A 23565-nucleotide genomic window follows, 5' to 3' on the forward strand; every position below is an offset into this window, starting at 1 on the left:
CCAATAGAATATTATAGCAATTATTCTGAAAAATAATATAAAAACCTAAAATTCATAAAACCGTTTCCTCAAATGCTTCTTCAATAGCATTGGCCAATTGGATAATGTTATCTTTAGAATTAACTTTATAATTTTCCATCAGATAACGGACATCTATCAGAACACACTGGACATGTTCATACTTGTGAGTACTTTTTCCTCGCCATTCACCAATTGCCTCACCTACATTAATTAAATTATTTGTACTGAATTTTTTGGATTCTTTATTGAATGGCAATAGGAACGCATTGTAAATTTCCTTATTATTAGTAATTTCCAAAGTTTTGGCATATTCAGCATAGGTAATTTGTTTATTAATGGAAGTAATTTGAGGCAAATCTTTTGGTTCTGCAGTATCACCATATTTATAATATTTTGAATCAATGACAAAGATTTTATCATCATACTCCATAATAGTGTCCGGCTGTAACGGATATGTCTTTATATTATCATTGAATTTTAAATTCCATTCTGCCTTGGGATAATAATCATCCTTGTGTTCTATTCCAAACATTTTATCCACCATTTTCTCAAAAACATGTTCAAACGTGTTAGTGCCATAATAAAACTGATTTTCAGAATTATCATCCATTGAATTTATCAAGTCAATCATTGATTTGAAAAGTTTCTTTTTATTGTCCACATTAGTATTTGATAATTTATCCTGAAGAATAAATAATGATTTATTTTTATTCAATTTACCTATCGGTTTAGGAGGCATATATGAATTAAATAACCACCCTATCTTTTTAAAACTTTCATAAACACAATATTGGTTGATTCTTGTTATTTCCTTATCATCATTTGGTGTGGAATTTCTAACTGTAAAATTAGCATATATTAATGAATAAGAGGAGTTTTTATTTTTTATTAGAATTGGATTTTGTTTTTTAATAGTCTTTGACCAGTTCACCTTACCTTTATTTTGAGTTCTATAAACCGAATCAGTCTCCCTATAGTAACCATTATTTAGAAAATAATAAATAATTTCCATGTATGCTCCTATAGGAAATTCAACATCCTTTTTTTCACTGTTATTTCTTTGTGAAATATTTCCCTCTTTTTCTTCCTTAAATTCATTTATAATTTCAAATAAATGAAAAATATCTCTACGAATTTCCGAATCTGTTTCAGACAATTCATATCCTAATGGAAAATAAACAAATACTCCATTATCATCTCCGTGAATTCCAACAAATCTATCATTATCCCGATTTGTGGCGATTCTACAGTATTTTTTTAAAATATCAGTTTGAGTCATTTTCTTTTCCATCAGATGAATTTTTTTCTATTTCCTTGGCATTAACTTCTCTAATTTTATTATTTACAGGATATGTAAAAATTTCAAAATTGAAATCTTGATTCTGATTATTCACATATTTATTAATAAAACATTCTAAACTGAACTGGTCCACAGTATTTTTATTAAAGTAATCTTCCCGAGAGAATTTAAAAACATCGTCCCATAAATACATTAAAACTTTTTCAGCAAAAGATTTTGGAGAACTTAAATCTTCCTCATCTATAAAATAAGCTCCCAGTCTTTTATCTTCAGAAGATAAAGTGGAACTTGAATCCTCCAATATAATTTCATTAATGGCAGTTCCAAAAACTTTCCAGGTTATCTTACTATTTGGGACATATGTATCCTTAAATTCCGGTTTGTTGAAATCATTTTCAATCATTTCCATATGCCAACGTCTTTTAAATGCAGTGTCCAATGTAAATACATTCTGGTCTGAAGTATTCATAGTTGCTATAATACTTAAATTTGAAGGAATACGAACCTTATGATTTTCATCATCATAAACCTCTTTAGCTATTTCAGAATTTGTAATACCAAATTCACTGGTTCCTTTCTTAAAACCGTCACTATTTTCTTTTTTTCTATCCAATAATTGGAAAATATCCCCAAAAATTGCTGGAGCATTTCCCCGATTTATTTCTTCAATAATTAAATAGAATTCATCAGAAGGATTTTCATATGCCTTTTTTACAATATTGGTGAAAGGTCCCGGTGTAAATACATAGTTTACATCATTTTCAGAAACTTTTGGAAGAATTTGGCCTATAAAATCAGAATATGTATAATCCGGATGGAATACAACCCTTTCCATGAAAAATTCATCTACATCCATGCAGATTTTATTTTTTATGGTCCAGCTTTTTCCACAACCCGGAACACCATAAAGCAGTCTGTTTTTCCCGTCACTTACTCTATCAAATATAAAATCATCCAAATCTACATTATCTTCACTGATTGGTATTTCAAATTTTTCTAATGGAACTAATGTTTTTATTCCTCTGGCAGTATGATAATAATTAAATTTCAGATTTAAATCTGAAATTTCATCAGTATCATCAGGTAATATACCATAAATCTCATATTTGACTTCTTTTCTTAATTTAAGAATAATTATAAAAGAATTAATGGGCAGCAGCCAACGTAATGCTTCAAATTTTTTATCAGAACTATTAACTTGTGAAATCTCCAAATGGTGACCTTCATCCTTTATACCTCTTAAAAGAGTAGTAAATGAATCAATTTTCGATTCATCATGAAAATCTCCGGATTGCAATATTTCATTCAAAAAAGAAACACTTTCATTCAAATATCTCTTTTTATTTTCATCAAAATACTCCCTAGAATATGTTTCATGTTTTTCCAACAAATATTTTAAATTTAACACATTTAAACAAATCGGCATTTTAAATGTATAAAAGGATTTGAAATCAACATTATTTCTAAAATCATTAAAATATTTATATGAAGCCAGATATGGAAACATTTCCATTTGTTCCCCACTAAATTCAATATGGGTCTGATCTCCACATCCCCTAGTATTGTTGCATTCCAATTTTTTTACAACAACACCGTCATAATCATCAGCACTGACAACAATTCCCTGTTTCTCCAAAGTATCTTTAATAGGTTCAAATTTATTTTTAAAATCCTGTTCATTCATTTTCAAGCCCCACCAAATAATTCTTAATGACCTTTGCAATACCTCGAGCCATTACTGGAGGTACTGCGTTTCCAATCTGCATATATGTCTTAGTATAAGCTCCCCAAAAGAAATAATCATCCGGAAATGACTGTACTCTAGCTGCTTCCCTTGGTGTAATTGACCTTATTTGAAATGGATGAATATGTGAGTGTCCGTCAACCTTCAGATGTGCAGTAATAGTCCTGCAAGGCTTATCATCAAAAAGTTTAAAATATTTGTCTTTGAAAATATGATTTCTATGGGAATAAAGCATTATATCCTTTATTTTTTCATCAGTAGCATCATCACCCTGATTCAATCTTCTGTAAATTTCATAGTTATTATCATTGCAATATCTGGCCTTATGATTATATAAATAAGGTATTTTCCTATTATTATTAATTAAATTCAGATAAGGATTATTATGGTTCTCATCATAATTAACATCAATTTTTTTTCCAGCAGTCTCACTATCAATATTGTTCGAATTCTTGATTCTGTTTGAATCCAATTTCTTAATATCCTTTAACGCATCATGAAGAACATAAACCGGTTTATCCTTATTGTTCTCTTTAATTTTAATAAAAATCTCCTCAGGAGATAAATTCAATTTTTCACAGATATCACTTCTAACCGCAATATAAATTAATCTTTGTCTGTTCTGTGCTACAGAAAACTCGTTAGATTTTAAAACTTCATAAGCAACTTTATATGATAATGTTTCACCATTTTTTTTAATAGTTATTGCAGCATAATCCTCGACAACCTGGTCAGCAACTTTCAGCATTCCTTTAACGTTTTCCATAACCACAAATTTCGGAGCTATTTTTTCAACCATCATCAAAAAATATTTATACAGTTCATTTCTTGGATCATCAATTATCCTTCTTTGATTTGCAGTACTGAAACCCTGACAGGGCGGACCCCCAACAACAATATCAATCTGTTCATCAATATAATCATCAATATAATAAATGAAATCTCTAATATCTTCCTGAATCAATTTTGATGAAGGTAATTCCGGATGGTTATATTTATAAGTTTGAATACAGACATCTTCAATATCACTGGCCAATTTAACATTGAAACCCTCCTGCAGGAAACCTAAACTTAATCCTCCAGCACCACAAAAAAAATCAACTAAAGTCAGATTATGTTTTTCTTTAGCTTTTTCCTGGACTTTTTTCCTTTCTGAATTGTATAACTTCCAGATTGTTCCGTATGTGTCTTCCTTATTATTTACACAGAACTTGACTGCCCTAATAAAAGAATCATAATCTTTTTTCAATACTTTTTTTAATTCATCCAAATCAGAACGAGAATTAATGACTCCAATTTCAATAAGCTCATTATAAACATCAGGAGTTAAAATTGAATCCTCAGTATTTTTTATATTGTTCCTTTCACAGAAAACCTCGATTAAACGTGTAAACACATCAATTTCTTCAAGGAAAAAACGTTTTTCACTTTTGTCTAAACCAGTGACACAATTGAAAATCATAATATTTACTCCAAATATATATTGAATTTTTTAGAATAAATAATTTAATCTTCATTATCTGTAATCAATACAGGATAAGATTCAAAAATTTGAGATAAAATATTAATTAAAACATCAACAACTATTGAATTACCTGCCTGCTGATAGACTGATGTATCAGATACTACAATTTTCCAATTATCTGAAAATCCCATTAACCTCAAACATTCTCTTGGAGTCAGTCTGCGAATTTTTCCATCAGTTGTTACATAATTATCAGTCCCCGCTCTATGCATTTTATGCATTGTAGATAAAAGAGGTAATGCAATTTTCCGGTCGATTTCCGGTTCACCATATAATCCATTAGGTCCTGAAGACAAAATTGTTTTTTTTATTCTTTCAGATAAAAAGTACTTTTCATCAATTTTTTCTTTTTTATCAGTTTGTATAAATTTTAATGTTTTATCCGGTAAAAATGTACCATAAGGAGCATTATCTAATAAAAAATCTTTCATATAATGTTCCAACGGAATAGATTTTGGAAATTCAAAATTTTTAACCAAATCCAAATCTGAACGGAAACCTACAACAAAAATTCTATTCCTTGATTGCGGAATCCCATAATCCACAGCATTCAATACAGATGGTTTATCTTCATGGGTGAAAAAAATATTATAACCTAATTCCTTAAACACTTCTTTCATTTTATCCCATGTCCTGCCGCAGTCATTGCTTAATACTGCCCGCACATTTTCATATATGAATACTTTAGGTTGAATTTCATCCACAAGTCGCGCATATTCATAAAATAATGTTCCGCGGGTATCAGATAATCCTCTTTTTTTACCCAAAGATGAGAATGACTGGCAAGGACTTCCACCAACAAACAAGTCAACTTGATTTCTATATTGTGTACCGTCCAAAAAAGTTACATCCCAATGAAAATTATTATCAGAACACTCATAATTGGCCATATAACTAGTTTTTACTTTATTTCTTTTTTCATTTCCATGATACAAATTGTCGACATATTCTTTCTTTTTGGAATAATCCTCAATTTTATTAATTTCATTCAAATGCTTCAAAGACTCAATTTTTCCATATAATTGACTAACCCTCTGGCTTAAATTTCTTACTCTATTGATTACTCTTCTACCATTGTTGTCCTCTAAAAAAACATGCATATCTTTTAATGACTTACTTATTTGGGACCAATCAATATCATATTGAGATATAAATTTCATATCATCTTTACCAAGATCATCCAAAGAATTATCTCTCTTGAAATCATTAGTAAGTTTTAATATTGCCCGGAGTAAAATTAATTTTTTTTCAGTTAATGAATAATCATCCGAATTAAGAATATATATAAAGGTATTGAATAAATTTAATCTAGTTTTATTTAATTCTGATGAATTAATAATATTTTCTAATATGCTGATAATGATAGCTATTTTATCTTTAACAATTATATTATTCAAAATATCTTTCAATTCATCATATTCGTTTTCTGCCAGATGAAGCATATTTAATAATTGTAACTCATAGGAATCATCTTCAGAAAATTTCATATCTTCAATCAGTGACTTTAAAACTGACAACTCATCATTAATCTGGTCCATATCAACATCTATTTTTTTTGAAAAAATATCTATATCACCATTATCACAAGCAAAGACAATGTCACTGCCAATATTCATACGATTTAGTGCATGTTCAACGGCTCCTATACCACTAAACACAGTTGCTAATTTAATCATTGTTGATTCCTCACAAATACATAGTCATATATTATTCAATAGAATAAAATATAATCTCATATAAAATATTTATTATTTACATTACAATATTATCCAAAAAGTTAATTAAAATTTAAAATCAAATTCAATCATCTGATATTTAAGTAACAATACATCATTTTAATTATAACCAAACTAAAATTTAGTTCTATATTTTTTCTATAAAATAACAATTTTACTTAAATTAAAATATTAATGAAGCCTTAGGGGGGATTCGAACCCCCGACTTCCACCTTACCAAGGTGGCGCTCTACCAGCTGAGCCACTAAGGCAAGACAAATACTAAATTCTAAAAAATATGATGCAAGGGAAGGGATTCGAACCCTCGAAGGCCTATACCAGAGGATCTTAAGTCCTCCCCCTTTGGCCGCTCGGGCACCCTTGCATATAATAATGTATTATTCCATATACTATATATAATTTATTCTAAAATTATTAATAAAAAAAATATTAATCTTCTGAATTGAAATAATCCATATCTATCTTTTTTACATCATATGAATGAACTATTGAAGTACCTAAATTAAATTCAATCATTAATTTTGCAAGTTTTTTTCCATCAATAAGAACAATTGATCTTTCAGAATGATTTTTTACATAATTTTTTGCATTTTTTGAAAAATAAGAAGTAGTAATGAAAACTCCTTTTTTTATTCCCTTACCACTTAATGCCCCAGCAAATCTTTGTAAATCTGGACGACCAATAGAATTTTCATGACGTTTTGCCTGAATAGCTATTTTATCCAAACCTAAAATATCTTCATTTATAATACCATCTATACCTTCATCATTTGATTGTTGAGTAGGTCTTCCAGCATCATCTCTAAAACCACCATAACCCATTTTCAATAATAAATCGACAACTAATTTTTCAAAGAATTTTGAATCCTTAGATTTAATTTCATCAAGGATTGATTCTGACAATTCTTCATTAATTTCATTATATGCAACATCTAATCTTTCAGAAGGAGATTGGTTTTGATTATCACCAACCATATTATCTTTATTTTTTTCTAAATTTCTATATTTTTTAAATGAATCATAATTATTTAAAAAATTTTCATCAATTTGATTTATTTCTTGGTTTAAAACTTTCTTTCCCTCTTCAGATATTAAATATTTGCCTCGTTCTATTCTTTTTAAAAGAGTAGCCCGATATAAATGATTAACTGCCCATTGGGTTCTATCTTCATATTTAAGTTTAGAACCTTTTGAAGTTTTTTCATTCAAATCATTTTCATTCAATTCAAAAAATTTTGCTATATAATTAGATACCTCTTTTTTTGTATGAATATCATTATCCTTAAAAAAAGAAAGCACTGGAAAATAAAATTCTTTAAATTTTGGAATCATTATATCATCCCCATACAATTATAAATATATTAAAATAATTTTTCAATTTTTTCCTTAAAATAACTCTGAAGAGCCATATCCTCACAGTAAATAAAACATCCCTTCATTCCACGAGTCATTAATGTACGATAAGTATTTTTAATAATTTCATCAGCAACTTCTAAAGCTTCATCAGGATTTTCTTTATACAACTTTTTTATTCCTTTCAAAGACTGATCTGTTCGTGCACGTGAATTAAAATCTGTGATAATATGTTCCCCATCAAATTGCATATCTTCACCAATAATTACTCCAACGTAATCAAATTCAAGGCCCTGTGACGTGTGAATACACCCCACTTCATTAACGGAATCCTCATCTATTGCCCATGTATCTGAATTTCCAAGATTCCAGCTCATTGAAAAGTCGCCAATTTCTATATCATGAACATTGGAATCATTTTTACCTTCCTTAATCCAGTTCCAGCAATATCCAGCCAACAATCTTGCATTGTTTTTTTCCTTATTTTTCTCAAAAATCAGTTCTTTCAATTCATTTGCATCATCGATTACTCTAAAATCATAGTCAAATTCAAATCCATCATAGTTTGCCGTGTCTTCAATTTCCAATACATCTGTTAACCATGATAAATAACCGTCTGATCCGTTGCATCTGAACTGTGATTCAAGCTTTACCTGCTCAACTTCACAATCAAACTCCTGGGCAAATATTTTAATCTCTGAAATGCTGCCATAATCCTTTAGAGTAACCTTCTGATGTTTATCAATGAAAAATACTGAAAACTTTGATGCATTTATTATTTCCTTTATCTGGTTTTCACCTAAATTACCAAACAGTCCAGATTTTTCATTTAAACGATGGGCTTCATCAACTATCAGCACGTCAAATTCGTTTTCATTGGATTTGGTAAATGAACCTGATCCTTTAAACAGTGCTTTCAGATAGCTTTGTGTATAGTTGCTTCCCCTTAATTTTTCAAAAAATACGTTTCTTGGAGCGGAGTTTTTCGTAACATACAATGCATTGAGCTCATCATTTATCAAATCAACCAGTAAGTTAATAGCTACAACTGATTTTCCGGTTCCAGGTCCACCTTCAACTATTAATACCCTTTTTTTATCATCACAGTATGAATCACGTGCCATTTTAACTGCAAGCTCATAGGCAACCTTCTGCTCATCAATCATATAAAAGAATCTGTTTCCTTCAAGCATTCCTCGAAGACAATCCTGCAATTTTTTTGAAGGCCTGATTTTACCGTTGTCAATCCTGTATAAAATATCTGTTGAATCACCTGTTTTGATATATTTTTTAATGAACTGCCTTAACTTCAATGCATCACGTTTACCATATAATGGAGCCAAATCATAATATTTCTTATAAATTTCATCTGTTAATGCTTCATCATGTTTAAAATCATAATTATGCAAATATGCACATGGATATAACTCAATTGCATCTTCTTCAACGGTTTCATTAAAGTTTTCTATTAATGAAGCATATGTCCATGCCTGATATGACGGATGGGTGGTCTCACGAACTCCACCACCCAAAAATGTTTTAACAATTGCATCCTTGCCGGTAACTTTTTCAGCAGAATCCCATTGTTTTAACTCAATAATGACAACAGAATCCGTTTTATTATCATCCTGACCTGTCAGTATAAAATCGATTCTTTTAGATGTTGTTGGAATGGTAAACTCAATAGCTACACCACAATCATCAGGGATTTCAGAATCAACCAAAATCTTGTTCATGAATTCCATTGAATTTTCCCAAGATCTAATCTGTGCTTTGGCAGATTTTCCAATTTTTTCCTTATATACATCATATATTTCATCAGAAATTGAACCCAATAGAACTGAATTGCAGAATTCCTCTTTTGTTGCCTCATAAACTATCATACTTAGTTGACACCCCATATGATTTTTCAACAGGATACTTAATGGCATTTTTCTTCATTTTATTTAATATTATTTCCTTAATATCCAAATTTAATGAATCCGCCATATACATTGAATAAATTAAAACATCTGCCAGTTCATCTGCAACTTCATCAATATCATATTCCTTTCCCCATTGAAAATGTTCTAATAATTCTGCTGCTTCAATAGATATTGATTTTGCAAGGTTTTCAGGCGTGTGAAACTTTTTCCAGTCACGTTCCTCTTGAAATTTTATTAATTCTTTTTTTACTTCATCCATGTGAATCATTATTAATTTGATTATAATATTAATATGCCATTTGAAATATTTACTTATTTCCAAAAAATTGATTTAAAATTTAATTGAACTCTGGTTTATTACATTAATACAGTTGGAAGAACAACTATTGTAATCGCATTAACATGACCTTAATCATTATTGATGTTATAATTTTTCACATAATTGATTTAATTCATCATCAGATAAATTTTCTTGATGTAACCATTTTATTAATCATTTCTTTGATTAAATAGATTTAAAAATGTTTCTATAGGTATATTCATATTATACTCAGTGAAGGGATTTATTGCAATTAAAGAATATTTGTCAGTTTGTTTTAACAAATCTGCTAAATCACTCATATATAATACATATGTTGAACTTCTAAAATTTGCAGCTTCCATCATTTCGTTACTTGTAAATAATGGAACAACTTTATTTCCGTTATTATCCGTTAAATATTCAATATTAAAACCAATTTGTCCGGCAGGTTCAATTACATCACCCATTTTTGCATTTTCAATACCTTCAAATATATTTTCACTATAACTAACAGGCATAGATAATCTAGATTCTTTTAGTATATTTAAAAATTCAAATTGCATTATTGGTGTTATTTCTTCTTTCATCAATTCTTCCAATCTTTTATTATCATCAGGGGTTTCATTTTTTAATCCATCAGTATTTTCATCACATATATGATTTAAATAATCATTAAATTCAGAAACTTCATCTAAAATATTTTTAAAGTATTTTGCTGTATTATACATGTTCTGTTGATTGTGTAAATCTATCAAATAGATTAATATTTGAATTATTTTCGGATTAACACCAACTTGTATGTTATTTTCTCTAAAATATATTATATCATCTCTAACTGGTTTTTCTTCTTCACCAGATTTTAAAAATATGAAGAAATTAAATAGATGACCGTATAATTCCATATTTTGCTGGGTGTGGTATAAATAATCTGCAAGTTTGAAATAATTTGAAGTTAATATATCAACATCATATGCATATTTGAAAATTTCACAGGATAATTCTTTTAATTTTTCTTCCTCATGTTTTGATTGATATAATTCACATAATCTAATTAATATTGGTGCTGATACTGGATTAATTTTATTAGCTATTTTTAAATACTTTTCTGCTTCATCTATCTGTCCCAAATTCATATATGCTATTGAATAAATGGTATAAATATCTTCCAATGCTTCATCTAATTCAAGTGTTTTAATTGATTCAATATTTCCAAAATAATAATCAAACAATATTTCTTCCAGAGGATTTGCAAAATGATGATAATCTATAGTTTTATATGATGGATTTTCATCTAAAAAATCATTAATATAGTTTATTATCTCTTGAAATTGCCCTGAATTTAACAAATCTATTATTTTATCCATAAATTCCATATATACCACCTTAATCAAATATTTATAACAACAAATTAATAACAATTACTATATTAAAGAATGATAACTTTATTACACCAAGAATATAATACTATTATAATAAGGAGGGCATGTTTATGGTTCAATATTGTAGAAAATGTGGAGCAGAACTTGATGATGATTCAAAATTCTGTGCGGAATGCGGATTTTTACTTGATGATGATCCGACAAAAGAAAAAACAGAAAATAATGTCAAAAGCATAACTGAGAATCAAAGTATTGAAACAGATGATAAAAATAAATTTTTAAAAAAATTACCTCTGATAATGGCCGCTATAGCAGTTATTATGGCTATTTTTGAGGGATTGGGAACACCTATGCTGATGGGTTGGGACTCTATCTTAATGGCTATTGGAGTAGGTGTTGCTGGAGGACTCGTTGGAATATTTTTAATGGAAAAATTAAACGAACCTCTAATTGCTGCGGTTGAATTTATTGGAGTTGGAGCAATTATTTTCATGCTCATAGGACGTTTTGGAGAAATTTCGGCGATATTTTTTATCATAACTGCAATTATCACATTATATTTCAAAGGATTTAAAGCAATCAATAAAAAGCTATGGATAATTCCAGTAATAACTGTCATAGGAATATTTCTTATTTTAATTTTAGGTGGTGCATTATATCAAATCAATGCTGAAAATTCTGTTACTGTTGGAAATCTGACACAAAACATAACTTATGACGGATATGGATATTATACCGGATATATTACAGGAGACATTAAAGTAGATACGAATTTTGATTATTTATCCGTTAATATAAACTACTATGATAAAGATGGAAAAATAATCAATTCAGGCATTGGCTGGAATGAATTAAATCCTCAAAGCGGACAAACATACAAAATATCTTCTATGTATTTTGAAAAAACACAACCAGTAAAAGCAGAAATCAAGGTAGTTGATTCAGCAAAATCAAATAATCCTCTATATACCGAAAATATAACTATTTAGTGGAGTTTAAAAACTTCACATAATTACTTTTTTTATGAATTGATATTTTAAGTAGCTTTTTTCATATATATTTACGCATGAATGATGTATTACACTCCAACTTATCCAATTGCTCATCAGATAAAACATAAGTCTCTTCCAGACTATATGCAATTTGGAGATACTCGTCGCAGGCATAATACCAATTATCATTATCGACATACATTTCATCATTTAAAACATCAGCAATACAGTCAAGTAATTCAAAAACAACTTCATACTGATGAATTCCCATTAATTCAAAAATTTCATCACATAAAAAGTTATGTATTTCATCGGCCAAGACATCAATGTCATAATATCCGAAATCATAATAATTCTTGCCTTTTGACTTTTCAATGATTTGTTTTAATTTATCAAAATATGGTTTTGAGTCAATTTTAGGTTCCTTTTTAAATTTGCGAATAAAATCTTCTTTAAGTACCGGATCTTCATTTAAAACATTAATGAAATACTCCCTCAAATGATTATCATCCACAGTTTTAATCAAATCCAGAAAATCACTTTCCTTTTCCAGGAGGTTATTTTCTTCAACATATCTTAAAACAGCAGCCTGATGCTTGCAATTGTCTTTTCCACAAGTGCAGAACATGTAAGTGATTTCATTATCTTTTATATGTATACTAACATGAAAATGTGTTGATTTTTGAAGATTTGCATTTATGTAACCTTCACTTATAATAACTTCTACAATAGAGTTCATATACCAAAAGGATTGATTAATAACTTCATTTGAAAATTTATCTTCCCAGTTTAATTTATCTACTATTTTCATAATTATATCTATCACCCTAATATCTATAAATACAACGGATTTTCTTAAAACATGAAAAAGAGTGCCATGACTTTGAATGTGCTTTCTTTCATTTAATAGAATAACCTTTGCAATTTGAAGACATTCAAGAATACATTCAAGCAACAGGCATCACAATCCTTGTTTTAATAGAATAACTTTGCAATAATGAAAAGACATGGACTAACAAAAAACATAACAAAGTCACAATCCTTGTTTTAATAGAATAACCTTTGCAATATAAATTCCACAATTTTGGAGACCTTGAAGAAGTCGTCACAATCCTTGTTTTAATAGAATAACCTTTGCAATACCTAAAAAGAAAACCATCAAGGTTTTGAAAGAGGAGTCACAATCCTTGTTTTAATAGAATAACCTTTGCAATATCAACAACGAATTATGGTCATGTTAAACTAAGGGAGTCACAATCCTTGTTTTAATAGAATAACCTTTGCAATCAGAAGTTCAAAAAGCATTTAAGACAACAGGTCACAATCCTTGTTTTAATAGAATAACCTTTGCAATAACAAGTATGCACATTCATTTAAACAGACAATATCTGTCACAATCCTTGTTTTAATAGAATAACCTTTGCAATGATATTTGATATGATATTTAATGATAATGATAGATTGGTCACAATCCTTGTTTTAATAGAATAACCTTTGCAATAAAGCATAACATCGCAGAATATCCTTTTATGATTGAGTCACAATCCTTGTTTTAATAGAATAACCTTTGCAATTCATCAGCAGGAGTGTAAGCAAGACCACGCTTTAAGTCACAATCCTTGTTTTAATAGAATAACCTTTGCAATCTATACAATTACAAAAAAAGGAAAAGAAGATAATTGGTCACAATCCTTGTTTTAATAGAATAACCTTTGCAATGACAATCTGCCATGATGTCACCATTGCGGAAAGTGTCACAATCCTTGTTTTAATAGAATAACCTTTGCAATTTCAGCAAGAAATAGTATTCATCAAAGGAAAAGAAGGTCACAATCCTTGTTTTAATAGAATAACCTTTGCAATGAATGTATTAAATATCGAAAACAAAGATGCAAAGCAGTCACAATCCTTGTTTTAATAGAATAACCTTTGCAATACAATGAGTCTATAATGTATTTTGAGTTGTCAAATATGTCACAATCCTTGTTTTAATAGAATAACCTTTGCAATGAAGCAACATTCAGATTCTACAGTTTCCTAGATATGTCACAATCCTTGTTTTAATAGAATAACCTTTGCAATTTTAGAATACATATTTGAAGAAAACGGAAAAACAAGTCACAATCCTTGTTTTAATAGAATAACCTTTGCAATCTTATATACTGACAAATTAAGTGAGTCAGAAGAGTTGTCACAATCCTTGTTTTAATAGAATAACCTTTGCAATAAAATTGGAATTAGAAATGATAATAGGCATAAAAGGTCACAATCCTTGTTTTAATAGAATAACCTTTGCAATAAAAGAAATTATAAAAATAATTAAGGAGGAAAATGAGTCACAATCCTTGTTTTAATAGAATAACCTTTGCAATAGGGTGGAAAATTTCCTTTAAATAACCTACAACTTGCAAAAATTACTGCGACATACAGCACTTATGAGCAAACCTAAAAATATAAGTACTATATATAAAGGTTTGCTCACTTAATATAAATAATTATTGAATAGAAATTTTAACACTTTATTCTTAAAAATATTATTTAATTAAAATTATTGTATATAATTACAAATAAAAAACAAATAAACAATATTTTTAAATATAAATGAAAATTTAAAAGAAAATTTTTTCATCAAAAAATTGAATTTTTAAAAAAATCTTTAAAAAAATGGAGGTTTGCTCAAACGACCATTTTTAATAAAAAAGTTTATGTTGATTAAATATATTAAATATCACTTAATATCCTTAAATTAAAAAAAATAAAGTTATAATTATTTATTTTGAATATATTGTTTTTTTAAACAAAATATCCGTTTTTAAATAAAATATTTTAAATTTATAAAAAGTGATTAAAAAATCACTTTCCACAAATCTTTTTATAAGAACAGCCACTGCAGTCTGCACATTCAGCAGCAAATTGATCATTTCTAATCTTTTCAGCAGTTTCTCTCAATTCAACTTTCAGCTCTTCAATATAGTCATCATCTATATCAAAGGAAAACAATTTATTACCTTTCTTATACTTGATTGCATAAATCTGAATTTCATCAATTTTATGGCCGTCAAATTCTTTGTTCTCATCACGTAGTGCCATCACATAGAAATGCAACTGCTTTCTATACTTAGCTAAAAACTCTTTTCCAACAAGTGAAGTGTTCTTATAATCCAAAATACCCAGTTTACCGTCTTTTTCATATATCAAATCGACTATTCCTGAAAATGTATAGTTTTCACCTTTGATATAGAACGGATATTCACTGTTTACTATAAATAAATCGTTTCCGACTTCATGATAGTATCTGATTACGTCTTTAGTAATCGTTTCCAACTTAACATTATATTTATCAGGCTGCTCTTCTTTAAATTTCAAATTGGCCTTTTCAAATAATAACTCAACAGTTCTAGAAACTTCCTCGTCACCAACATATTCATTATCATTTGCCTTGATTTTTTTATTTACAATCTCAAGTGCTGAGTGAATGAATATTCCATCATCGATTTCTTTTTTCTGACCCACATTTAATCCAAGTTCATTGGACAACTTGTATTTAAATGGACACTCATTGTAATTTTCAAGAGCTGTGAAACTTAAGTTTATAATTTCATCTTCCTCATCTACATGACTTGGATTTAAAATGTTAATTTCCATATCACTTAAATCAATTTGCCTGCAGTATTCATTCATAGTGATTACATCACCGACACACTCCGGTGCTTCGCCTATGCTTGAAAGTATCAGTTCGTCTTCTGCACGTGTTTTTGCAACGTATATTACTCTTTCCTCTTCCTCGATATGTGAACTTTCAGCATCACCGTCATACTTGTCAAATCCTAAAAACTCTTCAGGTATATATTCAACGGATTCCACATCCACTTCCTTAAAGGCTGTTGGAAAACCGTTTTCTCTGAGGGATGCCAGTATCACTACCGGAAACTCAAGGCCTTTTGATTTGTGTACGGTCATAATCTGGACTGCATCCTCATCCGGTTTATAAGAGTCAAGTTTTTTAAGTGAGTTTTTAATAAACCAGAACGCTCCTCTTAAACTCCTGTCATACATCACCTCACCGTAAACTGATATTGATGGAATGATGGCTGTTAAGTTATTCACTGTTTCCTCGTCATTTACGACCAAATCATAATCAAGATAACCTGTAATGTCACATAAAAGTTCAAAGTAAACTTCTGAAACTGTTGGTCTCTCATAATATTTCTCGGCATTGACTTTAACTTTCAGTTCGTTCAGTTTCTTAAAAAATACCAAATCATTCTCATCTGTTACACTATATTTAACCAAATTCTCATCCGAAAGTATTGGCTTTTTGACTCGGCTGAATACTTCATCCTTACGCTTATTGTCTTTGGTAAATATTCCATTAAATTTCTTTATTCCTCTTCCCCAGCCATCATTTTCTGAACAAACTGTTTTGTCCATTTCAATGACTTCTTTTTCAAATCTATCCTGCAATTCATTTAAAATACTTTTAGTATCATCAGACAGTTCAAAGAGCGCATTTTCACCTGTTAATGTTTTTAAATTCAGCCAGTCTGAAGTTTCACGGGGAACAAATGTATAGTACGGGTCATCATCCTGAATTAAGTGATACATCAGTGTTAATATATATTTTAAATCGTCATTTTCAGCCAGATCTCCAGTTCCTCGAACCTGATAGTTAATATCATTTTTCTCAAAAAGTTCAATCAGTGTGTTAAAGCATGATGATGAGCTTTTAACTGACCTTAGAAGTATTCCAATATCAGATAGCATCATCTTTTCATCTTCAGTAATATGTCTGATGACATCAAGTATGTTTTGGGCTTCGGCCTTTTTATCTTCGCTTGTCATATAGTAGACTTCATTTGTCTTTCCGCTTCCGCATTTTGCAGTTATAAAATCATCCTCTGATTCATGATGAGGCATGATAAAGTCCTGTGAAAAGTCAATTATCTCAGCAGTTGAGCGGTAATTTGTTGATAAAAACACCTCTAAAAACTTATCTGAGTATTCATCTAAAAGAACCTTGAAATAGTTTTTGTTTGATCCTCTAAATCCGTAGATGCTTTGGTTAATATCCCCGACTACTGTAAATGAATCAGTTTCATCACTTTCAATGAACTTTTTAAATAGCTGCATCTGAACGGGATCAGTATCCTGAAACTCATCAATTAAAATATTGGTGTATGGAGGCATATAACCTTCATCCATTTTTTTAAGCGCCTTTATCTGCATCTGATTGTAGTCAATTGAATTTTCCCTTTCAAGCAAATCCAGATATGTCTTAAATGATTTGGCAATCTGGATTTGTTTTGCATTATTATAGGAATCCTTAAAGACAGTATTTTCATTTGCCTTATCAATTTCTTTTATCTCATCAGCCGGAAATGCACCGTCGTTTTCATCCATATAAGTAGAGACAAACTCAACAAAATCAGAAGAAACAGGAAAATTATCTTCAAGATAATCAGCCAATCTTTCAGTATCTACATTGAATGTTGAGTATTCATCATACTTTCCAATAACTTTGTCAATTTCATAGCTTCGCAAATGTGATTCCTTTTCAAAGCCCAAATCCTTCAGATGCTTTTTAATAAAGAGATTCTGCTTGTCGCCTTCTGCAATGATGTCCAAACCGACAGTACCAGTATCCTCAAGAATTTTCAAACAGAAGGAATGTATTGTTGAAATCTGCATTTTCTGCACATCACTTGCCGGAATCTCACCTTCAATCAGCCTGTCTTTAAGCTCATCAGCAGCTTTTGTTGAAAATGTAATAATGAGAAAGCTTTCAGGCTTTACGCCTAATTCCTTTACCATATATTTAACTTTTTCAACAATTACACGGGTCTTTCCGGAACCAGGTCCTGCCTGAACGCTTAAAAACTTATCACCATCATACTCCACAATTGTCTTTTGTTCCTCATTCAATTCAATTGCCATAATAAAAACTCCATTGATTACTATTAATGATTAATCACTCCAATATGGAAATTTATCTTTTCATATCTCTCCAAATGAAACAGATACTTGGCAGAGCAAACATCAGGGATTTTATCCTGAAGCTGTGATGCAGATGATGATTGTATGTATTTTGTATCAGCACTATTTGCCACATAGCCGATTTTTTTATCATCAGCATATACTGCAATCGCATCACTGTCAAATTCATTATCCCTTTCCTTTACAAGCTTTAAAGGGCTGTAGTAGTGAAGATCCACATCACTTTCATAATACATCATTCCGGTTATTGTAAACAAATCATCCTCATTTTCTTGTTTTAATGATTTAAGTATATCCTGATATGTTTCTTCATAATTGATGTAATAGTCAATTGAATCTTTCAAATCAAGATATTTATTAATATTTTCCTCACTATTCACTTTAGGAATTGAATTTATTGCTCTTTGGATGACTTCTTTTGCCCCTTCCAATAAGAACAGTCCGTTTGACATTTCTTTTGACTCTTCAAGTAACTGATATGCTCAGTCATAAAGCATTCTTGCCTTGTTTTCAAAAACCAATTTATGCGGGGACAGTTCCAGTGATCTGTCATAACAATCCTCAGATTCAGCATACCTATTTAAAGCCTCAAGAATAATTGCTTTTCTATTCCAGTTATTGTAATCTTTGTCATTATGCTCCAATGCCTCATTGATTTTAATAAGTGCAAGCTCCTCCTTAAAATCCAGATATAAATTCCATGCTTCATTACTCAATTCAATAGGCATAGGCTCATCTGATGGTGCATATGAATCATCATCTTCTTCATCATCGTAACTGTAACTGTAACTGCCACCGCAGCTCATACATATGTCTCCTTCATCAACCCAGCTTCCGCAATTTGGACAAATTCCCATTAATTATCACCTATCTTTTTTTATTTCATTTAATCGTTTGGACAAGTTGGAGAATGTTCCGTCCTGCACGCATCTATCTGAAACCTCACCGTCACCGCCATGGTGGTCTGCTCTTTCAATGTAAGTGTAGATTGTTATGATTTCTTCAAAAGTTAATTTTTCACGAGATAAGTCCAAAAGAGAGACTTTGGAATACTTTTTTCCATCTTATCCATATTTTCAAAATAATCAAAATCCATTACTCCACACCGGCAATGGGGACATCGCATATCTCCTTCAATCAGATTTTCACCGCAAAATGGACATTTCATTTAAACACTCCCAAATAGTTCATCCGTTAATACATGTTTTTGTTTTATGTGATATTAAATATTGTAGTTATTAAATAATATTTACTTTGTTGTTAACTTAATAAAAAGATTTAGATTATATGAAAAGTTATTTTTTCTAAAAAATAATTTCTATAGCATGTTCTCACATGTCTGAGAGATTTAATGTATAAATAATCAACATTATTATTCTAAAATAAGTAGGAGAAGTAATAAATACTTCTCCAAGAATTATTTTAATAAAATTTCATGTATGGCCAAAAGAAAATAAAATTCCAACAATGATTGGCTGAAAATCATGTTTTGAAAACTTAATACCTATCAATCAATTTCAATAAAACAACCCTTTTTCTCTATCTAAATAGAGATATGAAGTATGCTAGATAACTAATAGCTAAAAAAACTATGCTATCCAGCAATACTTGTGCCATTTTACCTCCCGATGGAAGTTTAAAAATAATATTGAAAAAATGAAAAGCATTTAAAATCCCACCATTAATTTTTATAAAATTTTTTAAGGCCAGTACAATTTTATTTTAAATCTAAGCCATATAAAAATAACTTATTTTATATCATAATATTGATTTGAAGTAATAATTAAAAAATAAGAAAGTAAAATTGATTTAATCAAATAATAGAATAATTTAAATACTAAAAAAGATTAATATTTATATGATAATGTTGGAATATGAAAAGTCATATGTTAATAATTAAGATAGGCTGACTTTATTTTTCTTAATTATTAACCATCCATCTTTATTTCATTCTGGTTATTTACACCATCAATACTTTTTTTCATGCTTGATTCGGGAGTTAATCGAATTTCTCAAATCAAAATATTTTCTAAGACTTTCCAACACTATCACGGGGAATTGAACCTATTGCTCTTCTGATGACTTGTTTTGCCTCATCCGGTTTATCCTCTTCAAGTAACTGAGATGCCCAGTCATAAAGCATTCTTGCCTTGTTTTCATAAATCACTTTATGCGGGGACAGCTCCAGTGATTAGTCATAACACTCCTCCGATTCGGCATACCTATTTAAAGCCTCAAGAATAATTGCTTTTCTATTCCAGTTATTGTAATCTTTGTCATTATGCTCCAATGCCTCATTAATTTTTATAAGTGCAAGATTCTCCTTAAAATCCAGATATAAATTCCAAGCTTCATTACTCAATTCAATAGGCATAGGCTCATCTGATGGTGCATATGAATCATCATCTTCTTCATCATCACAGCTGTAACTGTAACTGCCACCGCAGCTCATACATATGTCTCCTTCATCAACCCAGCTTCCGCAATTTGGACAAATTCCCATTAATTATCACCCATCCGTTTTTTATTTCATTTAATCGTTTGGACAAGTTGGAGAATGTTCCGTCCTGCACGCATCTATCTGAAACCTCACCGTCACCGCCATGGTGGTCTGCTCTTTCAATGTAAGTGTAGATTGTTATAATTTCTTCAAAGGTTAATTTTTCATGAGACAAATCCAAAAGACTAAATGCAGAATACTTTTCTCTCATCCTATCCATGTTTTTAAAATAATCAAAATCAATAACTCTACGCCGACAATGGGGACATACCATATCTCCTTCAATCAGATTTTCACTGCAAAATGGACATTTCATATAAACGCTTCCTAAATAGTTCATTCGTTAATATAAATTTTTGTTTTATGGGATATTAAATATTGTGGTTATAAGTTGTGAATAAAAAAATTGAATTAATGATTATAGTTAATTCCACATATCCCAATATTAATGAATTACTTCTTTAAATTTCTCCCATATCTTTACCATTGCATAGGTATCTAACTTACAATATTCAAGCAAGGCTTTTCTGATTTTAGCCTGCTCATCAGGTGTCTTTTCATTTAAGCTTAAAAATGCATTTGATGCCTCATCACCCTTATGAATCAAAGACAATTCAGAATAGTCAAGTTCCTCATCATCGGGATAAAGTGCAGGTAGGACATATTTGATTGAATATGACCCTTTCATTTCTTTTGTATAGTAATCCCTGTTTTTAAAGGGTATCATCAAGTCAACCATATTGTCATTGAATCTGTCCATTTCATCTTTCAGCTCAGGATACATTTTTGCAATTTCCCTGTTTCTTGATGCTTCAAAGGCCTTGTTGTATACGATTACACTTCCGTTTTCGGGCATGTCACGAATCATGCTTAAAGCAAAGTTTCTGATTAGGTTCATATCATCGGCTTCAGCGAGAAATTCTTTATGCTCCAGTGGTCCTCCCTTTTCGTGAATAATATGCAATGAATACTGGAAAGGAATCTGCTGATACGGTTTTGTTCCGACGTATTCCGGAATTGCATACTGACATGATTCATAGTCAATAAAATAAAGAGGATATTTAAGAGAATCTAAAACTTCTCCAATAGCTTTCCTGTTGATTTTAGACTCACGGTTATTTAATTCAAAATCAATCTGCTCAAGATATTTCGGATTTAGCTTTTCATTTTTTAAATCTTCAAATGAAATTTTGCCGTCATAATACTTTTCAAGCTTTTTGGATTTAAACATTCCTGCAATGTCAAAGACATTAGGTTTTGGCAAATCCCTTGTACAGTAGTCCCAGAAAACGCAGTCATATGGCTTAAAGCAGTGCATTCCAATATCTTTTACAGGTTCGCTGTCATTAGCTTCCATAAACTCATTGAAAAATTCAATATTATTTTTTATTTCCGTCTGCTTTTTTAGAACTTCATGAGTCACATCATCAATTTTAAAAAGCTTGTCAAGTTCCAGTTCACTTTCTCTTATGTATTCATTGTTAATATAGACAATTGATACCTTTTTAACGTTCAATCCAAGATTTGACAGTACAAAGTACTGATATGCTGCATCGTCAATGTAGATATCATCGATTTTTGTAGAGCTTTTAACCTCATAGATTTCCACACCATCAGCATCATTTTTTAAAATATCAACACTGCAGAAATTGTTTTCAAAACCGAATGACGCTTCGGTAATGACATTAGGCTTATTTTTCAACAATTCTTCAGTTTTATCTATTGAAACTGTTAAATCAATGTCAAACGGAACATTAACATAATCTCCAAAAAGTCCCTTTGCAAGCTCACCTACCTCACGGCCCTTTTCTAAAACAGCATCATTGCCATCTATTGAATAATCAGGCAAGTATTTTTCCAACCATAAAATCTTTTCACACTGCACGCCCTTGCAATAGCGGGACTTTGATAAATGTATTTTACTCATAATATAACCCTAAATCCAACTTTTAATAATCATTTAATATAACTGGTTCATTTCCCCTGCAGGAAGCATTATTATGTATATATATTCTAAACACAATAATAATTTTCTAATCGATTTTTGTTCCGCATTCACTACAAAACAGTGAATTTTCAGCAAGTTCTGCTCCACATTTTTTACAATTTGCGATATCTTCCTCTTTTAAAAGTTCGTCCTTTAAATAAGAGAATTTTTCATCAGTTATTATTCCTTGTTTATGAAAAGATTCTAATCGCTTTAAGTTACTGATTTTGTATGATTCATCCAATTTTTTCAATTGAGAATAATCTATTTCTAAACCCCATCCATCTTCTTCATAAAGTGCTCCACTGATACGTTTGCTTAAAACATCCACACAATAATCCAAAATATGTTCTGAAATAGTGTATCCACATGTTAATTTTAAAAATATTTTTTTGTCTTTGAGCAATGTTAAAAGACCCATAGATTTTTTGTTTTTATCTTCGAGTTTTTCAAAAGAAACTATATCCTCATAAGGTATTCTAATATCACTTCCATCCATAGATCCATTTTTAAATACTATTCCTTTATCGACTACCTGAAATAAAGTAGTTATTATCCTATTTTCTTCATTTTGACTTGTTCCACTAGTTGCAGCCAAACCGATAACACCAAAAGCCAATGTAGCAACACCTTTTTTAGTACCACTGCTCCCAGATGTTTTCAATTGTTTTTCAGGAAGTATAACTTCACATTCAACACCTTTAAAAATATCATTTTCTTCTAAAAATTTCTTTATTTGCTGTTGTTCACGTTCTTCCTCAGATAATCCATCATCTCTATCAAAAATTCCCATAATTTCACCATCAAA

The 23565-nt window shown here is 30.0% G+C and carries 20 protein-coding genes, 2 tRNA genes and 1 CRISPR repeat array; of the genes, 1 reads left to right on the forward strand and 21 read right to left on the reverse strand.

Translation table 11 applies throughout. The features are described 5' to 3' along the window. Positions 1-52: 52 nt before the first annotated feature. From SM9_RS05910 to SM9_RS05955, 10 genes are all read right to left on the reverse strand, one after another. On the reverse strand, positions 53-1300 hold the full coding sequence (locus SM9_RS05910; RefSeq protein ID WP_232299095.1) for an LlaJI family restriction endonuclease: 1248 nt from the start codon (positions 1298-1300) through the stop codon (positions 53-55). After that, positions 1287-3005, reverse strand: coding sequence for an McrB family protein (locus SM9_RS05915; RefSeq protein ID WP_058739261.1), 1719 nt, complete (start codon positions 3003-3005; stop codon positions 1287-1289). Before SM9_RS05915 ends, SM9_RS05910 begins: the two co-directional genes overlap by 14 nt. Next, the gene (locus SM9_RS05920; protein WP_058739262.1) at positions 2998-4527 is read right to left on the reverse strand and encodes a DNA cytosine methyltransferase; all 1530 of its coding nucleotides are present in this window, start codon (positions 4525-4527) and stop codon (positions 2998-3000) included. The genes SM9_RS05915 and SM9_RS05920 overlap by 8 nt, the downstream gene beginning before the upstream one ends. Before the next feature lie 44 nt (positions 4528-4571). Further along, a complete protein-coding gene (locus SM9_RS05925) occupies positions 4572-6266 on the reverse strand; it encodes a DNA cytosine methyltransferase (RefSeq protein WP_058739263.1) in 1695 nt (564 codons plus the stop codon). Between the two features lie 238 nt (positions 6267-6504). Then, positions 6505-6577: transfer RNA gene (locus tag SM9_RS05930), tRNA-Thr, on the reverse strand. A gap of 30 nt (positions 6578-6607) precedes the next feature. After that, a tRNA-Leu gene (locus SM9_RS05935) sits at positions 6608-6690 on the reverse strand. A gap of 65 nt (positions 6691-6755) precedes the next feature. Beyond that, positions 6756-7658: a restriction endonuclease gene (locus SM9_RS05940; RefSeq protein ID WP_058739264.1), complete on the reverse strand. Its 903-nt coding sequence runs from the start codon at positions 7656-7658 to the stop codon at positions 6756-6758. A 29-nt stretch (positions 7659-7687) separates the two neighbouring features. Beyond that, positions 7688-9562 (reverse strand): DUF2075 domain-containing protein, encoded by a 1875-nt coding sequence (locus SM9_RS05945; protein WP_058739265.1) that lies wholly within the window; start codon positions 9560-9562, stop codon positions 7688-7690. After that, positions 9549-9863 (reverse strand): nucleotide pyrophosphohydrolase, encoded by a 315-nt coding sequence (locus SM9_RS05950; protein WP_058739266.1) that lies wholly within the window; start codon positions 9861-9863, stop codon positions 9549-9551. The genes SM9_RS05945 and SM9_RS05950 overlap by 14 nt, the downstream gene beginning before the upstream one ends. A 230-nt stretch (positions 9864-10093) precedes the next feature. Then, positions 10094-11278, reverse strand: coding sequence for an SseB family protein (locus SM9_RS05955; RefSeq protein WP_058739267.1), 1185 nt, complete (start codon positions 11276-11278; stop codon positions 10094-10096). 116 nt (positions 11279-11394) lie between these two features. Here SM9_RS05955 and SM9_RS05960 point away from each other — a divergent pair, with 116 nt between their 5' ends. Then, the gene (locus SM9_RS05960; protein WP_058739268.1) at positions 11395-12273 is read left to right on the forward strand and encodes a zinc ribbon domain-containing protein; all 879 of its coding nucleotides are present in this window, start codon (positions 11395-11397) and stop codon (positions 12271-12273) included. A 61-nt stretch (positions 12274-12334) separates the two neighbouring features. Here SM9_RS05960 and SM9_RS11975 read toward each other — a convergent pair whose 3' ends face one another. The 11 genes from SM9_RS11975 to SM9_RS05995 all read right to left on the reverse strand — a co-directional run bounded on the left by SM9_RS11975 (position 12335) and on the right by SM9_RS05995 (position 23550). Then, entirely contained in the window at positions 12335-13231 is an 897-nt protein-coding gene (locus SM9_RS11975; protein ID WP_463508169.1) for a hypothetical protein, read from the reverse strand. 5 nt (positions 13232-13236) lie between these two features. Next, positions 13237-14648: direct repeats of the CRISPR family, unit length 37 nt; unit sequence GTCACAATCCTTGTTTTAATAGAATAACCTTTGCAAT. Positions 14649-15129: 481 nt separating this feature from the next. Beyond that, a complete protein-coding gene (locus tag SM9_RS05965; RefSeq protein ID WP_058739269.1) occupies positions 15130-18210 on the reverse strand; it encodes an ATP-dependent DNA helicase in 3081 nt (1026 codons plus the stop codon). Positions 18211-18233: 23 nt separating this feature from the next. Next, the gene (locus tag SM9_RS12365) at positions 18234-18722 is read right to left on the reverse strand and encodes an HIRAN domain-containing protein (protein ID WP_232299096.1); all 489 of its coding nucleotides are present in this window, start codon (positions 18720-18722) and stop codon (positions 18234-18236) included. A 30-nt stretch (positions 18723-18752) separates the two neighbouring features. Further along, entirely contained in the window at positions 18753-19127 is a 375-nt protein-coding gene (locus tag SM9_RS12370; RefSeq protein WP_058739270.1) for a tetratricopeptide repeat protein, read from the reverse strand. A gap of 6 nt (positions 19128-19133) precedes the next feature. Beyond that, a complete protein-coding gene (locus tag SM9_RS11980; RefSeq protein ID WP_157064678.1) occupies positions 19134-19304 on the reverse strand; it encodes a hypothetical protein in 171 nt (56 codons plus the stop codon). Next, a complete protein-coding gene (locus SM9_RS11985; protein WP_157064679.1) occupies positions 19280-19438 on the reverse strand; it encodes a hypothetical protein in 159 nt (52 codons plus the stop codon). The genes SM9_RS11980 and SM9_RS11985 overlap by 25 nt, the downstream gene beginning before the upstream one ends. An 861-nt stretch (positions 19439-20299) precedes the next feature. Next, positions 20300-20437, reverse strand: coding sequence for a hypothetical protein (locus tag SM9_RS11990; RefSeq protein WP_157064680.1), 138 nt, complete (start codon positions 20435-20437; stop codon positions 20300-20302). 24 nt (positions 20438-20461) lie between these two features. After that, complete coding sequence (locus tag SM9_RS05980; protein WP_058739271.1) at positions 20462-20773, reverse strand: hypothetical protein; 312 nt, start codon at positions 20771-20773, stop codon at positions 20462-20464. Next, the gene (locus tag SM9_RS05985) at positions 20739-21086 is read right to left on the reverse strand and encodes a hypothetical protein (protein ID WP_058739272.1); all 348 of its coding nucleotides are present in this window, start codon (positions 21084-21086) and stop codon (positions 20739-20741) included. Before SM9_RS05985 ends, SM9_RS05980 begins: the two co-directional genes overlap by 35 nt. A gap of 129 nt (positions 21087-21215) precedes the next feature. Next, entirely contained in the window at positions 21216-22697 is a 1482-nt protein-coding gene (locus SM9_RS05990; protein ID WP_058739273.1) for a DUF2779 domain-containing protein, read from the reverse strand. 106 nt (positions 22698-22803) lie between these two features. Then, positions 22804-23550, reverse strand: a complete 747-nt coding sequence (locus tag SM9_RS05995) for a zinc ribbon domain-containing protein (protein WP_058739274.1) — start codon at positions 23548-23550, stop codon at positions 22804-22806. Positions 23551-23565 lie beyond the last annotated feature (15 nt).

Source organism: Methanobrevibacter millerae, assembly GCF_001477655.1.
Classification (GTDB): Archaea; Methanobacteriota; Methanobacteria; order Methanobacteriales; family Methanobacteriaceae; genus Methanocatella; species Methanocatella millerae_A.

What these genes read in the sequence shown, in the direction of transcription:
- SM9_RS05980 (WP_058739271.1), bottom strand. Translation starts at nt 20,773, where the DNA reads ATGGGAATTTGTCCAAATTGCGGAAGCTGGGTTGATGAAGGAGACATA.
- SM9_RS05925 (WP_058739263.1), bottom strand. Translation starts at nt 6,266, where the DNA reads ATGATTAAATTAGCAACTGTGTTTAGTGGTATAGGAGCCGTTGAACAT.
- SM9_RS05960 (WP_058739268.1), top strand. Translation starts at nt 11,395, where the DNA reads ATGGTTCAATATTGTAGAAAATGTGGAGCAGAACTTGATGATGATTCA.
- SM9_RS05990 (WP_058739273.1), bottom strand. Translation starts at nt 22,697, where the DNA reads ATGAGTAAAATACATTTATCAAAGTCCCGCTATTGCAAGGGCGTGCAG.
- SM9_RS05910 (WP_232299095.1), bottom strand. Translation starts at nt 1,300, where the DNA reads ATGACTCAAACTGATATTTTAAAAAAATACTGTAGAATCGCCACAAAT.
- SM9_RS05965 (WP_058739269.1), bottom strand. Translation starts at nt 18,210, where the DNA reads ATGGCAATTGAATTGAATGAGGAACAAAAGACAATTGTGGAGTATGAT.
- SM9_RS11985 (WP_157064679.1), bottom strand. Translation starts at nt 19,438, where the DNA reads ATGAAATGTCCATTTTGCGGTGAAAATCTGATTGAAGGAGATATGCGA.
- SM9_RS05940 (WP_058739264.1), bottom strand. Translation starts at nt 7,658, where the DNA reads ATGATTCCAAAATTTAAAGAATTTTATTTTCCAGTGCTTTCTTTTTTT.
- SM9_RS05950 (WP_058739266.1), bottom strand. Translation starts at nt 9,863, where the DNA reads ATGGATGAAGTAAAAAAAGAATTAATAAAATTTCAAGAGGAACGTGAC.
- SM9_RS05945 (WP_058739265.1), bottom strand. Translation starts at nt 9,562, where the DNA reads ATGATAGTTTATGAGGCAACAAAAGAGGAATTCTGCAATTCAGTTCTA.
- SM9_RS05915 (WP_058739261.1), bottom strand. Translation starts at nt 3,005, where the DNA reads ATGAATGAACAGGATTTTAAAAATAAATTTGAACCTATTAAAGATACT.
- SM9_RS12370 (WP_058739270.1), bottom strand. Translation starts at nt 19,127, where the DNA reads ATGGGAATTTGTCCAAATTGCGGAAGCTGGGTTGATGAAGGAGACATA.
- SM9_RS05985 (WP_058739272.1), bottom strand. Translation starts at nt 21,086, where the DNA reads ATGAAATGTCCATTTTGCAGTGAAAATCTGATTGAAGGAGATATGGTA.
- SM9_RS05920 (WP_058739262.1), bottom strand. Translation starts at nt 4,527, where the DNA reads ATGATTTTCAATTGTGTCACTGGTTTAGACAAAAGTGAAAAACGTTTT.
- SM9_RS05955 (WP_058739267.1), bottom strand. Translation starts at nt 11,278, where the DNA reads ATGGAATTTATGGATAAAATAATAGATTTGTTAAATTCAGGGCAATTT.
- SM9_RS05995 (WP_058739274.1), bottom strand. Translation starts at nt 23,550, where the DNA reads ATGGGAATTTTTGATAGAGATGATGGATTATCTGAGGAAGAACGTGAA.
- SM9_RS12365 (WP_232299096.1), bottom strand. Translation starts at nt 18,722, where the DNA reads ATGTCAAACGGACTGTTCTTATTGGAAGGGGCAAAAGAAGTCATCCAA.